This is a genomic window from Rhizobium sp. L51/94 (assembly GCF_019355555.1).
Lineage (GTDB): Bacteria > Pseudomonadota > Alphaproteobacteria > Rhizobiales > Rhizobiaceae > Rhizobium > Rhizobium rhododendri.
The window spans coordinates 12,692-25,490 of record NZ_CP072145.1 but is presented as its reverse complement, the minus strand read 5'-3'; the positions used below and the strand labels follow the sequence as shown (position 1 = coordinate 25,490).

Genomic DNA, 12,799 nt, shown 5'->3' with positions numbered 1-12,799 from the left:
AGAGTTCAGACGATGAAGCCATTGAAGATCTTGCCCAGGCCTGTCTTGTCCCTGCTCATGGCGGTGGTTCCCTGTGGCAGTGTTTTTGCGCAGATTCCCGTCATTGACGAGGCCACCCTGTCCCAGGCAACCAAGACCGCGTCGAACACCGCGCAGATCATGTCGTCGAACAGCGACATCCTGCAGACGGTGAACAGGACGCTTGCGGCGGTCACCGGAAACCGGTCGACAAGCGAGATCGCCGGTGCGGCCCTCGGCTCCGGGTTTTCGATCGGCAATGCACCCGATTTTTCCTCATTGCTCAGCGGTCAGATGTCCTGGGGCAATCTTGGTTCCTTCGGCAATACGGCCGCAACGATCCTGAACGGTCTCAATCTCGTCAGGTCCTTGTCGGGCGAGATGGCAAGCGCAAATTTGACGCGCGGCGACAAGGCCTATCAGGGGTTGGTGAACACGGCGACAGCGCTGACGGCGTCGATTGCGGGAACGCAGACCAGTGCACAACAGCGATCGTCCGCGTTTCAGGCTGTCCAGGGACAAATCGGATCGGCACCCGACATCAAGGGCTCCATCGATCAAAACTCGCAAGTGCAGACCCAAACCGCACAAACCGTCAACGAGCTCGTCGGAGCTGTCAACGCCGGAAACGCTGCTCTGAATGCCGAACAGATGCGCCAGCTGGCAGCGGAGGCGGCAACATCTGCATTCATGACCTACCACCCGAATGAGGTCTCCTTCGTTGGGCAGTGAAGATGAGATGATAACGCGGGTGGGCCAAACCGTTTGCCTTGCGCTCGTGGTTGCGACCTTTACCGCATTGCCCGGATGTGCTGGCCATAAGGAACTCAAGGCACCGTGCTCGGCCGGGATAGGCTCCATCCTATTCTCGCAGGCTTATGCCGGCGGCATCGACGATCATTGCGGGCCGATGGTTCGTCAGCGCGGCGTCGTCGGAAACGATGATCGCAGCGGTGTGACCATGCTTTGAGCGGCGCGAGAGCATGAACCCGTTCGACATTCTGTTCGGCAAGATCGACAGCATGGGCGTCAGCGCCGTGCAGTCCATGTACACGACGCTTGCCGGCTATCTCGGGCCATTGTTCCTGGCCGGGCTTACGGTCTATGTCGTCTGGTGGGGCTATGAGATGCTGTTCGGTCGCGCCCAGATGACCGCCGGCACGTTCGTCTGGCGATTTGGTCGGGCGTTCATCTGCTACAGCCTGATCGTGTCATGGGCCACCTATCAGCCGCTGATCGTCAAGCCCTTGCTGGAAGCGCCGGATGGGATGGCGACGATTGTTTGCCAGTCGACCGGCGGCAGCGATTGCGGCGGGGACGGCAGTTCGGGATCGTCTGTGACGCAGGGTCTGACCGACATCTGGAACAGCGGGATTGCCGTCGTCAAGACCATGGTGGATGCCGGTGGTATCACGGCCGTTGGCATGTACATCCTTGCCATCGTCGTGCTTGCGGTCGTTTGCATTTTATGCGCGATCGCCGTCACGCTGCTGATGATCGGTAAGATGACCATGTTCATCCTGCTGGCGATCGGGCCAATCGTTCTGTGTTGCGCGCTGTTCAATCTGACGTCGCGGGTGGTGGATGGCTGGATTGCCAGTCTTGCGGGTTACGCGCTTCTGCCAATCATCGTCTATGTGATCCTCGGATTTATGTTGACGCTGCTGAAGGCCAGGGTGGATGCGCTGACTGCCGATGCCAGTGCGGCCAACATGACAACGCTGGCTCCCTTCATGCTGATGTCGATCGTAACGGCCTTCCTCTTGACCCATGCGATCTCGATCGCGCTGGCGATTGCCGGCGGGGGACCCAGAATTGACGCCCTCGGTGCGGCGGCGGCGGCAACGACCGTAAGGCTCGGTTGGAGAGCGGCTGCCATGTCCGGTCAAGGCATCGCCCAGGCTGGCGGATATCTGTTCAACCAGCGGCCCGGTGCGCCGGCGACGATCGGTGATGGTGATCCCGCCGCAGCCCAGGTGCGAGCCGCCGCCGTCAATGCACGCAAATAAGCATCCCTGGAGAGACATGAATGGGTAAGAACGACATCAGGGTGGGGGCGCTAGACGCGTCAGAGGGAGGGATTGATCCCCGCTATTACAGCGAGGGAGAACGATGGGAGCGCTCGGTCTATCGGTCGGTCGCGATGTCTCGTGGCGTCTGGAGGATGGTCGCGGTGCTGCTCGGCATCGCCTTGGCAACGTCGATCGGTCTGCTCTGGACGCTACTGCCGCTCAAAACCTTCGATGTCGTCGTCCTCGAGGTCGACAAGACCACGGGCTATGTGGAAGTCAGCCGACCGCTGCAGGAGCGTGGTGATCTGACGCAGAATGAGGCGGTGACACGGGCCAACATCGTACGCTTCATCCGCGCTCGCGAAACCTACGATCCAAAGGGATTGCGGGACAATTTCGACCTGGCATCGCTCTATTCGACCGGAAAAGCATCCGCCGATCTCGCAAACACCTATTCCAGCGCGAACCTCAACAACCCTGTCAAAGTCTACGGCGCCAACACCGAAATCACCGTGTTCGTCAAAAGTGTCATCTTCCTCAACGACAACACGGCCGCCGTCCGCTTTTCGACGACCCGCTCCGGCACGTCAGGGCCGACTGTCACGGACCATTGGGTCGCCAATGTCCGCTTCAAATATACGTCCGAGCCGATGCGCAACGACTGGCGCTTCGACAATCCCCTCGGTTTCCAGGTGACCGAGTATAGGCGCGACCAGGAGACAGTCACTGTGGGGGAGGAGGCCCAGTGAGGACACGGCATCTTCTTATCGGCAGTATCGCTGCGATCACCATGCTCGCGCGCCCACCTGTCGTTTTGGCGGAAGTGCAGCCGCAATCCGTCAGGGCAGACGCACGCATTCGTACCGTGCCTTTCCAGAAGGACAACGTCGTCTATCTCGCCGGCATGATGGGTGTGTCGACGATGATCGTCTTTAATGACGACGAACAGATCGCAACGGTCGCCATGGGCGATAGCCTGGCCTGGCAGGCCGTCCCGGATCAATCCAAGCGCTTCCTGTTCATCAAGCCGCTTCAGCCCGACGCACAGACCAACATGAACGTCGTGACGTCGAAGCGGGTCTACACCTTCTTCCTCAACGGCGCCAAACCCGGCAACACCAAAGCTGCGGTCATTAAGCTGCGTTTTTCCTATCCGGACGACACCATGGACGCCAACCTCTTGGCCGCCGCCCGACAGAATGCCGCCATGCCCAACATTCGGGCGGCTTTGGCAAACCCTGGCCGCATAAATTATGATTATGGATATAAAGGTGCTGTCGATGCCAGGCCGACGTCGATTTTTGACGATGGCACGAAGACGTTTTTCCAATTCAGTGGTGAAGTCCCGGCGTTCTTTGCCGTCAAGTCCGATGGCAGGGAGTCTCTTGTGAACTACCGACGCGAGGGCGACTACATCGTCATCGACAAGGTGGCGCGCCAATGGACCCTGCGATCAGGCAGTGTCGCGACCTGTGTGTTCAACCTGCAGCCCCCGATCGGCACGCCGCCACCGCAAAAAAGCAAATGGTCAGACGGTCAGCCGCAGGAGATCAGCCATGGCCATTGATTTCGAAGAAGAGGCGCGCATTACCGAGACTGTTGCGCGGTCCCCCGATGCGAGGAGAGGCAGGCTGATGCCGGTGCTTCTCGCCTCCGTTGCCCTGGTAGTCCTTGCCTATGCCGGCTATGTTAGCTTCATCAAGCCAGATAGAGCGAAGAAGACGGATACCAACGAGGCATTCAAGACGGCGAGCCACGCCGCGCATCTCAACTTCGACACGGATAATCCGCCACCAGCACCCACTGACAACAGGCTGGTCCTTGCGCCACCACCACCACCCGCACCTGCAGTCGTCCAGCCACCTCCCATCGCCGCCCCTGTCGTTACGCCACCGGCTATCGACGAGGCGGCGGCACGGCGGGCCGCTGATGAGGCCGAGCGGGCAAAGAAACAAGAGGAGTTGCGCCAGGCGCGGCTGCGCTCGAACATGCTGGTCGTCGACCAATCTACCAGGGGTGAGACTGGCACGTCTGCTGCTGGCATCTCATCGGCGCAAAGCGCCGGGAACAGCGCAAGTGCCGACGAGGACCCGAACCGCAGGTTCGCGCAGGCGGTCGGGTCCGAAGACGTCGAGACGGTGACGGCCTCACGCAATGATCGCATCGACGCCCTGATCCCTCAGGGAACGTTGATCCGTGGGGTGCTCGAAACGGCAATCCAGTCCGATCTTCCCGGCATGGTCAGAGCCATTATCTCGACTGATGTCTATTCCTTCGATGGCCGGCGGATCCTGCTGCCGAAAGGGACCATGCTGACGGGCGAATATAGAAGCGGTATGGCGCGCGGCCAGACGCGGGTGCTGGTCGTCTGGACGCGGGCGCTGCGCAGTGACGGAACGTCCGTTGCACTCGGGTCCTATGGAACGGACGACCTTGGACGTTCGGGGCTCGCGGGCTTCGTCGACAAGCACTATCTCGAGCGCTTCGGTGCGGCCGCCGTGCTCAGCATGGTCGGAGGCGTCTCCTCCTTCGTTGCAGGCCTGAACAGCGACGGGTCCAGCAGTTCCGCCTCTTCGTCATCAGGCTCAAACGCGCAGAGCCAGGCGCAACAAACCCTGTCCCAGACCATGGCAGAGATGGCCAACATGGCGCTGAAGGATTCAATCAGCATCCCTCCCACGATCTATGTCGACCAGGGAACCGAGATCATGGTGTTCGTGCGCAAGGATCTCGATTTCTCCTCGCTCTATCCCGATCCGGTCAGGCAAGCCGTCAATGACCTTCGCCGCGCGCAGATACGGCATTCGGTCGCAAAGCCCGGTCCGTGACGTGATAGAGCCTCAACCGCAGCAGGCCGAACGCTCGAAGTCCATGTGGGACAGCTTGCCCATTTACGTCAGGCAGACGGCTCAACCCATTCGCCGCTGGCTGGAGGATCCAGCCGTGATCGAAATCATGTGCAATCGCCCAGGAGAGATCTGGATCGAGAGTCTCGACAGCCGTCATATGAGCCGACACGACGTGCCAGCTCTCGATGCGAAGGCGATTACCGCGCTGGCGCAGATGGTTGCGGGAACGACACAGCAAAGCGTCAACGAGGAAACCCCGCTTCTGTCAGCCGCCATGCCCCATGGCGAGCGCTTCCAGGCAGTGCTTTCTCCCGTGGCCGTCATGGGCGGCGCCTTTGCCATCCGCAAACAGGTGATCCGCGACATGACGCTGGACGACTATCTCGCGCTTGGCGGTCTCGATGGTATCCAGGTGAGCGGGGTCGGAATGCAGGATACCGAGGGCTTGAGCGATCTCGAACACGAGTTGGTCGCGCGCCTGGTGGATCCGTCGCCGGCGGCACGGCGTGAGTGGCTCCGTTTTGCTGTCGAAAATCGCGTCACGATGTTGATTTCCGGGGGCACGTCGAGCGGCAAGACCACATTTTTCAACGGGCTGTTGAAGGACGTGCCGGCGTGGGAGCGGTTGGTGTCGATCGAGGATACGCGCGAGCTCAAACCCTCGCAGCCGAACTATCTGGCGCTGGTGACCTCAAAGGGTGCACAGGGCAGGGCCCGCACGACCATCCAGGAATGCCTCGAGGCGGCACTTCGCCTGCGGCCCGACCGCATTTTCATGGGCGAGATCCGCGGCGCTGAGGCTTTCAGCTTCCTACAGGCGGTCAACACCGGGCATCCAGGCTCTATCTCGACGCTGCATGCCGACAATCCACGTGGCGCCTATGAGCGCCTGGCGATGGCGACCATGCAGGCGGGCCTTGGCCTGACCAAGGTGGAGCTGATGGAGTTCGTACGCTTCGTCGTGCCCGTCGTCATCCAGGTGGCTCGCGATCCCGTCACCATGAAGCGTGGCGTTCGCGAGATTTATTTCAGCAAATGGAGCGGTCGATGAGACGCTTCGAGAAGGTGGTAGTGCTGGTCGCAGGACCGATCTTGGGTCTCGGGGCCACCTTCTACACCTGGTCTGCCAGCTACGCCGCAGCCTCGTACTTCTCACTGAGAAGCTCGGCAATGTGGAAGAGCTTTGCCGGCGGCGACGTGCTGATGCCGATAAGACAAGCCTGGGTCTATTTTGGCAATCCTGTTGTCACCAAGCTGGTGTCATTCGCGACGATGTCGACGCTGGCCTTGAGTGCGGTCGTCACTGTCGGGATAACGCTCGCAATCAAGCGACCCTGGCAAGTCCGGCCTCCCGCCGACGGATCGCGCTTTGCAACGCTGAAAGATCTGGAGCGCGCGGGGCTAGTGGGCGGCATGCCTGGCATGTCCATTCTGCTCGGCACCTTCGGCAAGGGTAGCTCGGCGGTGGACGTCCGCTATAGCGGCGAAAGCCACTTCTTCGTCAACGGGCCCTCTCGCTCTGGCAAGGGCCGCGGCTTCGTCATGCCGAACCTGCTCGAATACGAGGGATCGGTCGTCGTGCTCGACGTCAAGCTCGAGAACTACACGCTGACCGGACCGGCGCGTCTGGCCATGGGACAACAGTGCTTTGTTTTTGCGCCGGGATCGGCCCGCTCGCATCGCTGGAACCCGCTGGACTTCGTCCGTGGATGGCCTGAGCGCTCGACGGATCTGGTCAATCTGGCAGCCAGCCTCTTGCCGATCGGCGACAGGGAGGAGGCCTATTGGAAACAGACCGCACGAGGACTGCTCGCAGGCGCTCTCGGCTATGTGCTGGAGTCCCGCACAATGGAGGGCAGGCGAAACCTACGTTCCGTGCTGCGGCTCTTCTCGACCGGCCGGCCGTTCTCGGACGTGCTGAAAGACATCATCGACACTGAACCGAAGCTCGATCAGTTTATTCTCGGCAGTTTTCGCCAGCACCTTTCGCGTGACGAGGAACAACGACCATCGTTCGAGAGTCACGTGACGACGGCACTGGCCGCCTTCAACAACCTTTTGATGGCTGGGGCCTGTTCAGCAAGCGATTTCGACATCCGCGACCTGCGTCACAAGCCGTTCTCGCTGTTCATTGCAGCCCCTGTGTCGGACTTCGCGACGGTCGAGCCGATCATCCGGCTTTTGATCCAGCAAATCCACGATGTGATGCTGCGATCCCTCCCTGCGCCCGATGAACCGCATAAGATCCTGATGATGCTTGACGAGTTCTACCAGTTCGAGCGGCTGCCTGAGATCGTCAAACGCGCTCCCCTGGTTGCGGGCTACGGACTGACGATCGCCCTCGTTGCCCAGAACATTCCACAAATCGACGAGCGTTACGGACAGCAGACCCGAAATGCGCTGCTCGGCAACATGGACGTCAAGCTCAGTATCGCCGTTGGCGACGACGCTACCGCCAAGATCGTCTCAGACAACCTTGGCCGCAAATATGTCGAGCGTGAAGGCTGGGGAAGGCAGACAGGGCTTCTGTTCGGCAGGCAGGCTTCGACCGGCCGGTTTGAATTGGTGCCGCTGATGGATCAAGGCTCGGTCCAGCGGCTGGATGATGACAGTACGATCCTGCAGGTGCGCAGCGGCTACGGCGCAATCCTGAACAAGCTCAACTTTTACAGCGATGCGCGGTTCGTCGCGCGACGGAGGGACGTCGCAGGATGGAAGAGCAAGCTTGTGATCCCAGAGATCAGGATCCACGCAGAGTGGCCGCTGTTTACGCCTCAGCCGCCGGCGCAGGTCGTGGAATTGCCTGCAGCAAACACCGAACAGCGGGAACCCATGGGGGTTGACCACGAGTTCGTCGTCCTGGAGCACGCGAGCGCCGTCTTCGTCGAACCCGCGCTGCTCATGCATGTCTTTCGATGGGCGGTATCGGCCTTGGACGACCAGCCGGCGGCCGATCTTTTGTTTCGGCTGAGAACAGCACCTCAGACGATCGGAAAACTCAAGGGTGGGAAGGGGCGCTTGGGCCGTCAGGACAGACGCATGAGGGAGGAGGCACTGGCGTCGGTCTGGCCACTGCGCAATGCTATCTCTGAGGCGCGCTGGGCTGTCATCGCGGCCCGACTTTCCGAAACAGCGGACCATGAGGGCTTGTTTTTTGCGCCAGGCGGCAACCCTTCTGAGGCGAGCGATATCAAGGTCGACGAGGGAGAGGACGAGGCCAACCGTCTGCAAATGGGGTTTTCATCGGCCAAAGAGGTCGTCGCCCAGGTTGCGGGCATTGCGGAGGCCGCCACTAGCCGCAAGCAGGTGAACGATCCAAACGCGCTTGCGGTCGCGCTGACCAGTTTCAAAGGCGCATTGGACCATTCGATGACGGAATTTGAGGAAGAAAACCGGCTGCCTGTTTTCTGAACGGCAGTGAGCCCATAGCGGCCGCTATGCTCTCTCTGCCGCTGCCGCCGTCTCGATGATTTTCTTGGTAAGGTATTCATAGACGCCGCTCTGTCGCGTGTCATTTTCGACAATGGCAGCAGCCTCTACGATGTAGTCAGCATTTCAAAGCTACATTCGCATCTGCAAGACCTGCTTTAATCGCTAAAGCAATCTCTTCAACAGCCAGGCCGCCGGTATGTCGACATTCACCGATAGGAGGAAGAACCGAAACTACAAACTCTAGTGGCTTGCCTCTGCCTATCTTCAAACGAAGCATGTTGTGTGTCGGGCCCGTCACGTGCTGGGCAGTAAAGGTGCCGTCGTTTTCTGAAATGTGCATTCGCTCGCCCCCAGCCCTGTTTAGCACGCAGACGGCAGCAAAACACTACTTTTTGTCACCCGCGAACGGGCGGATCAGCATTGCGCGTCCGTCGCACCGAATGTAGTTTCTGTCTCACTGAGCGTGCATTGCCCACATCGATCCGTCTCACGCATGCGAGCCGGAAACTGGCCTTTTTTGTTTGTGACCATTGACGATCACAGCTGGTTGGCATGGTCCGGGCCCCACGATTTCCCGCGAAAGCTGTTGTCTTGCGGGCCGCATGTCCAACCTATATGATTCGAGGAGTAAATATCCGCTCCCTCCTTTCCAATTGGCTTGGCTCCTGGCTTCAAGATCAGCATGACATCACGCGAAAAATACAACGCCTATCGTCGGGCCTGGTGGGCTAAATCGCTCGGTGAACACCTGACCGAATCTCGAGTATTCCTTCCCCGGGACGCCCACGAATGGGTTATGCGTTTTGCGGCGGAGGTTGAGGAGCGAATCCCTTTCGTCCTGGGGAAGCTGGTTGTCGCGCAGATAGCGGTATCTGAGGAACGTGTGCAGGAAAAACCCACCGTTTCCGACCAACCGCGGGCCGAGTCTCTTGAAACGGCGAACAGCGTCGAGGTCGTCTCGGCCGACAATCTTCACAAGCTATTTTATGTCGTGCTGGCTTCGCGTTTTCCTGGTGATACAGGATCTACGCGTCTGCGACAGGTCGGTTTCCTGGCAGCGGTGGCGGCAGAGGTTGCCGCCGGCCGGAAGCCTACCGCCAGCTCGATTGCCAATTGCTCGGATAACCACGTCTCGCAGATTACTGGACTTGCGAAGACGATGAAGGAGAGGGGCGTCATTGACGTTAGGAGTGCCTCCTCGGTTCGAAAAGGCAAGGCTGCGAAGATCTTCAGTATCCGTCAGGACGCACTTAAAGCCTTGCACGCCGCTCACGTCGAGGTGACGGGACAAGCGATCGACGACATCACGCCTCCCTGAGAATATTTTTCAAGATCGCTGTGCTTACCCATCGACTGTGGGAGAGACGTCACGCGCTTGTATTCACCGCATCGTTTGTTATATTGCTCATTTAAGCAGGCTGCCTAAGCCGCTTAAATTGAAAGGCTTCAATATCAACGATTTATGAGATCAGCCAGGTCCCTTGGCGAATTAATTAATCAGGTGAAAGGATAGCGCACGGCAAAACGAAAACGACCTCGAAAGTTGCCGCTTTCAAGGTCGATCCGTCAAAGCTCAATGCTTGGATAAGGGGTTGATCACCCACAAGAATGTCGCGATCATCTCCAAAAACCCTATTGTTGTCAAGCATCGACGCCATTTGGCGAGCGGATTTCTGCTGCCGTGTCCTTGGAAGAGGACGCGAATGATAAGCACGCCCAATTCTCATTATGAACGTACACACCGGCGGGTGAGTGCCGCCAGCATCAAGACAGACCGTATCCTCACGGCTTACCGAACGGATAAAGCAAGTGGGTGCAGCAAGAGCCATCCGTCGCGAACACAGGCCCTGCAGGTGGCCAAACGCTTTGCATCGGCAATCGGGTTGAAAGCCGCAAAGATTGCTCTGATCGACCAGTTGTTTGCATTCACCAAGGCCGTGGATTGGTCCGACATTGGCATAGACCCTGTCGTCTGGCCTTCAAATGAGCTGTTGGCCCGCCGTCTCGGCATCAAGATATCGACGCTGAAATACCACCTTGCTGGTTTGGTCGACGTCGGCCTGATTTGTTACTCGGACCATCCCACGTATCAACGGCGCGGCCGGCGCGGTGAGGACGGCCATATCGTCGAGGCCTATGGTATCAATTTATCGCCAATTGCTGCTCGTTACCGCGAAATGCTCGATCTCGCGGATGCGGCGGAGTTTGAAGCAAGGCAATGCAAGGTTCTTTCTTATCGGCGCACGTCGCTCAGGCGGTCCACTGCGGCAATCGTCGAGGCGGCGAGACGGGAATTAGGGTCGCTGAACGAGACGTGGAATTTGCTGTTGGCCCGCCTTGACCGACTACGCGAGCGGCGCGCTCAAGGATCCCTGGAATTGACCGAGGTCGTGGACGCGCTCGAGGCCCTGCGCATTGAAGCGTCGGAGCTCTTGGAGGCTCTTTATGAGAGCCGAGATTCTAACACCGTGCTGGTGAAATTTCGGCCCCTACAAACTACAACCGAAACTCTAGGTTCTGAATCTTGTAGTGAGCTGAGGAATTGCTCCGACGCGAACCGCATCAGTGAGGCCGGCGACATTGGCGCGAAGGCTTTTGAGGAAAACCCTTCGGAAGCAGCGGCGCTAATAGAGCAAGGAAGGCGGCCGGTGGGCCGGGATGACGACATCGTCTGCGTTTCATTGCCGCTCTTGCGGTCGGCATTTTTGCAACTATCGGAGATGGTGCCCGAAGTGTTCAGCCATTGGGCGGTGTTCCGTTCGTCAGGCGGGCTACTTTGCCGCCTTTGTCACGTCAACCCGTTAGTCTATCAGGAGGCGGTAGGCGCGCTTGGGCAAGATCTCGCTATCGTGGCGCTGGCACTGACCGCTGAGCGAAGTGCGAATGGCTCGGTTTCCAATGCGGGTGGATATCTGCGGGAACTGGTCAAGCGGAGCAGGCGGGGGACACTCAGATTAAGCCGATCGCTCTTCGGGATGGCCGCAGCAGGGCGGAGGGCGCATTCGTGACACCTAGGAGGCGTTCCGGCAGCATGCACGGCAATCCCGCCGGGTCCCGCCGGGATCGGTTTTTGAGCCACATCGGAGGCTTAGCATTACAGTTGCGTATTTTTACAAGTTCTGAATCTATAGGCCTCCATGATTCGGAGGTCATGGATGATGGGTGCATCGATCGAGACAACGTTGGAACTTTGGGCATCGTCGCTGCGTGAAGTTAAGGCGCGTATGCGCGGATTGTTTACGCAGGAGCGCGTTGCAGCATCTGCAAACCTTTTCCTGGACGGCTTGTTAGGTGATGAGCGCCGTAAGACAGGTTGGATGCGCGCTGAGGCGGCTGGCGATCCTGGTCCGTGGCGACAGCAAGCCATCTTGGGTCGTGGACGCTGGGACGCAGACGGACTTCGCGACATTGTGCGCGAGTATGTTGTGGAGCACCTTGCCACAGATGATGCGGTCCTGGTCATTGATGAGACCGGCTTCCTCAAGCAGGGCAAGACATCTTGCGGTGTTTCACGTCAATATACAGGGTCAGCGGGCAAGGTAACGAACTGCCAAATCGGTGTGTTCACCGCCTATGTTTCCGATCGTGGTCATGCCTTTATCGATCGAGCCTTGTACTTGCCAAAGAGTTGGACCAGCGATCCGGCAAGGCTTGCCGCCGCTCATGTTCCTGAAGCTGTAGCCTTCGCTACCAAGCCTGCCCTCGCTGTCGATATGATTCGGCGGGCGCTGACAGCCAAAGTGCCGTTTTCATGGGTGGCAGCAGATGCGGTGTATGGCGTCGGAGACGTCGAAGGAGCGCTGCGCCGAGCCTGCAAAGGTTACGTTCTTGGGGTTAAATCCGACCATCATTTTGGCGCTTGGTCTGGTAAGCCTTTCGTCGCAGGAACCGCTCTTGAGATTGCCCGTGATCTCGATCCGGCTGCATGGCATCGCCTTTCCGCTGGCGATGGCACAAAAGGCGCGCGGCTTCATGACTGGGCCTACTGCGAACTGGCCGATATCGATGCCGACGAATACAGTGATACGCAAACCGGGCTTTGGACGCGTGGCTTGTTGATCCGGCGCAATATCAGCGATGGCGACCTCGCATTCTTCACGACTTGGTGCCCGGCCGGAACAGGCATTCAGACGCTCGTATCCGTAGAAGGTCACCGTTGGGCAATCGAGGATAGCTTCGAGACAGCCAAGAACGAACTCGGCCTCGATCATAACGAGACCCGCTCGTGGCATGGCTGGCATCGCCATGTCTCGCTCGTCATGCTCGCCTTCGCAATGATGGCTGTGATCCGATATCGCGCCAATAATGCGGCACCCCAAAAAAGACCGAGGATGCCGACCATCACGATCTGATCCGCTGGTCCATCCAAGAGGTCCGACGCATTGCGAATAAGCTTGCCCAGCGGCGTATAAAGCCCGCCCACATCATCGCATGGTCATGTTGGAGACGAGCGCATCAAGCTGCCGCCCAACGCGCTCACCTGAAATC

General features: G+C 59.0%; 12 protein-coding genes. 11 read left to right on the top strand and 1 reads right to left on the bottom strand.

Annotation, left to right across the window (positions count from 1 at the left end; translation table 11 throughout):
• The first annotated feature begins 12 nt into the window (after nucleotides 1-12).
• From J5274_RS27465 to J5274_RS27430, 8 genes are read left to right on the top strand one after another with little or no spacing between them, the layout of a single operon-like run.
• The gene (locus J5274_RS27465; RefSeq protein ID WP_219276235.1) at nucleotides 13-750 is read left to right on the top strand and encodes a type IV secretion system protein; all 738 of its coding nucleotides are present in this window, start codon (nucleotides 13-15) and stop codon (nucleotides 748-750) included.
• A gap of 7 nt (nucleotides 751-757) precedes the next feature.
• A complete protein-coding gene (locus tag J5274_RS27460; protein ID WP_111215404.1) occupies nucleotides 758-988 on the top strand; it encodes a hypothetical protein in 231 nt (76 codons plus the stop codon).
• Between the two features lie 13 nt (nucleotides 989-1,001).
• A complete protein-coding gene (locus J5274_RS27455) occupies nucleotides 1,002-2,027 on the top strand; it encodes a type IV secretion system protein (RefSeq protein WP_224129996.1) in 1,026 nt (341 codons plus the stop codon).
• Between the two features lie 20 nt (nucleotides 2,028-2,047).
• Nucleotides 2,048-2,779, top strand: a complete 732-nt coding sequence (locus tag J5274_RS27450) for a virB8 family protein (protein ID WP_219276233.1) — start codon at nucleotides 2,048-2,050, stop codon at nucleotides 2,777-2,779.
• The gene (locus J5274_RS27445; RefSeq protein WP_224129994.1) at nucleotides 2,776-3,597 is read left to right on the top strand and encodes a TrbG/VirB9 family P-type conjugative transfer protein; all 822 of its coding nucleotides are present in this window, start codon (nucleotides 2,776-2,778) and stop codon (nucleotides 3,595-3,597) included. Before J5274_RS27450 ends, J5274_RS27445 begins: the two co-directional genes overlap by 4 nt.
• Complete coding sequence (gene virB10, locus J5274_RS27440) at nucleotides 3,587-4,858, top strand: type IV secretion system protein VirB10 (RefSeq protein WP_219276231.1); 1,272 nt, start codon at nucleotides 3,587-3,589, stop codon at nucleotides 4,856-4,858. The genes J5274_RS27445 and virB10 overlap by 11 nt, the downstream gene beginning before the upstream one ends.
• A gap of 43 nt (nucleotides 4,859-4,901) precedes the next feature.
• Nucleotides 4,902-5,930, top strand: a complete 1,029-nt coding sequence (gene virB11 / locus J5274_RS27435; RefSeq protein ID WP_219276356.1) for a P-type DNA transfer ATPase VirB11 — start codon at nucleotides 4,902-4,904, stop codon at nucleotides 5,928-5,930.
• Nucleotides 5,927-8,290, top strand: a complete 2,364-nt coding sequence (locus J5274_RS27430) for a type IV secretory system conjugative DNA transfer family protein (protein ID WP_219276229.1) — start codon at nucleotides 5,927-5,929, stop codon at nucleotides 8,288-8,290. Before virB11 ends, J5274_RS27430 begins: the two co-directional genes overlap by 4 nt.
• Nucleotides 8,291-8,426: 136 nt before the next feature.
• On the opposite strand, the gene J5274_RS27425 is transcribed toward J5274_RS27430, so the two are convergent.
• Nucleotides 8,427-8,651 (bottom strand): hypothetical protein, encoded by a 225-nt coding sequence (locus J5274_RS27425; protein WP_219276228.1) that lies wholly within the window; start codon nucleotides 8,649-8,651, stop codon nucleotides 8,427-8,429.
• A gap of 342 nt (nucleotides 8,652-8,993) precedes the next feature.
• On the opposite strand from J5274_RS27425, the gene J5274_RS27420 reads away from it, so the two are divergent.
• The 3 genes from J5274_RS27420 to J5274_RS27410 all read left to right on the top strand — a co-directional run bounded on the left by J5274_RS27420 (nucleotide 8,994) and on the right by J5274_RS27410 (nucleotide 12,663).
• On the top strand, nucleotides 8,994-9,629 hold the full coding sequence (locus J5274_RS27420) for a hypothetical protein (protein WP_219276226.1): 636 nt from the start codon (nucleotides 8,994-8,996) through the stop codon (nucleotides 9,627-9,629).
• A 274-nt stretch (nucleotides 9,630-9,903) separates the two neighbouring features.
• The gene (repC, locus tag J5274_RS27415; protein ID WP_224129990.1) at nucleotides 9,904-11,319 is read left to right on the top strand and encodes a plasmid replication protein RepC; all 1,416 of its coding nucleotides are present in this window, start codon (nucleotides 9,904-9,906) and stop codon (nucleotides 11,317-11,319) included.
• 129 nt (nucleotides 11,320-11,448) lie between these two features.
• Nucleotides 11,449-12,663 (top strand): IS701 family transposase, encoded by a 1,215-nt coding sequence (locus tag J5274_RS27410; RefSeq protein WP_142832624.1) that lies wholly within the window; start codon nucleotides 11,449-11,451, stop codon nucleotides 12,661-12,663.
• The last annotated feature ends 136 nt before the right edge of the window (nucleotides 12,664-12,799 follow it).

Excerpts from the sequence above, each read along its gene's own strand:
- J5274_RS27465 (WP_219276235.1), top strand. The coding sequence starts at position 13 with ATGAAGCCATTGAAGATCTTGCCCAGGCCTGTCTTGTCCCTGCTCATG.
- J5274_RS27460 (WP_111215404.1), top strand. The coding sequence starts at position 758 with ATGATAACGCGGGTGGGCCAAACCGTTTGCCTTGCGCTCGTGGTTGCG.
- J5274_RS27455 (WP_224129996.1), top strand. The coding sequence starts at position 1,002 with ATGAACCCGTTCGACATTCTGTTCGGCAAGATCGACAGCATGGGCGTC.
- J5274_RS27450 (WP_219276233.1), top strand. The coding sequence starts at position 2,048 with ATGGGTAAGAACGACATCAGGGTGGGGGCGCTAGACGCGTCAGAGGGA.
- virB10 (WP_219276231.1), top strand. The coding sequence starts at position 3,587 with ATGGCCATTGATTTCGAAGAAGAGGCGCGCATTACCGAGACTGTTGCG.
- virB11 (WP_219276356.1), top strand. The coding sequence starts at position 4,902 with ATGTGGGACAGCTTGCCCATTTACGTCAGGCAGACGGCTCAACCCATT.
- J5274_RS27430 (WP_219276229.1), top strand. The coding sequence starts at position 5,927 with ATGAGACGCTTCGAGAAGGTGGTAGTGCTGGTCGCAGGACCGATCTTG.
- J5274_RS27425 (WP_219276228.1), bottom strand. The coding sequence starts at position 8,651 with ATGCACATTTCAGAAAACGACGGCACCTTTACTGCCCAGCACGTGACG.
- J5274_RS27420 (WP_219276226.1), top strand. The coding sequence starts at position 8,994 with ATGACATCACGCGAAAAATACAACGCCTATCGTCGGGCCTGGTGGGCT.
- J5274_RS27410 (WP_142832624.1), top strand. The coding sequence starts at position 11,449 with ATGATTCGGAGGTCATGGATGATGGGTGCATCGATCGAGACAACGTTG.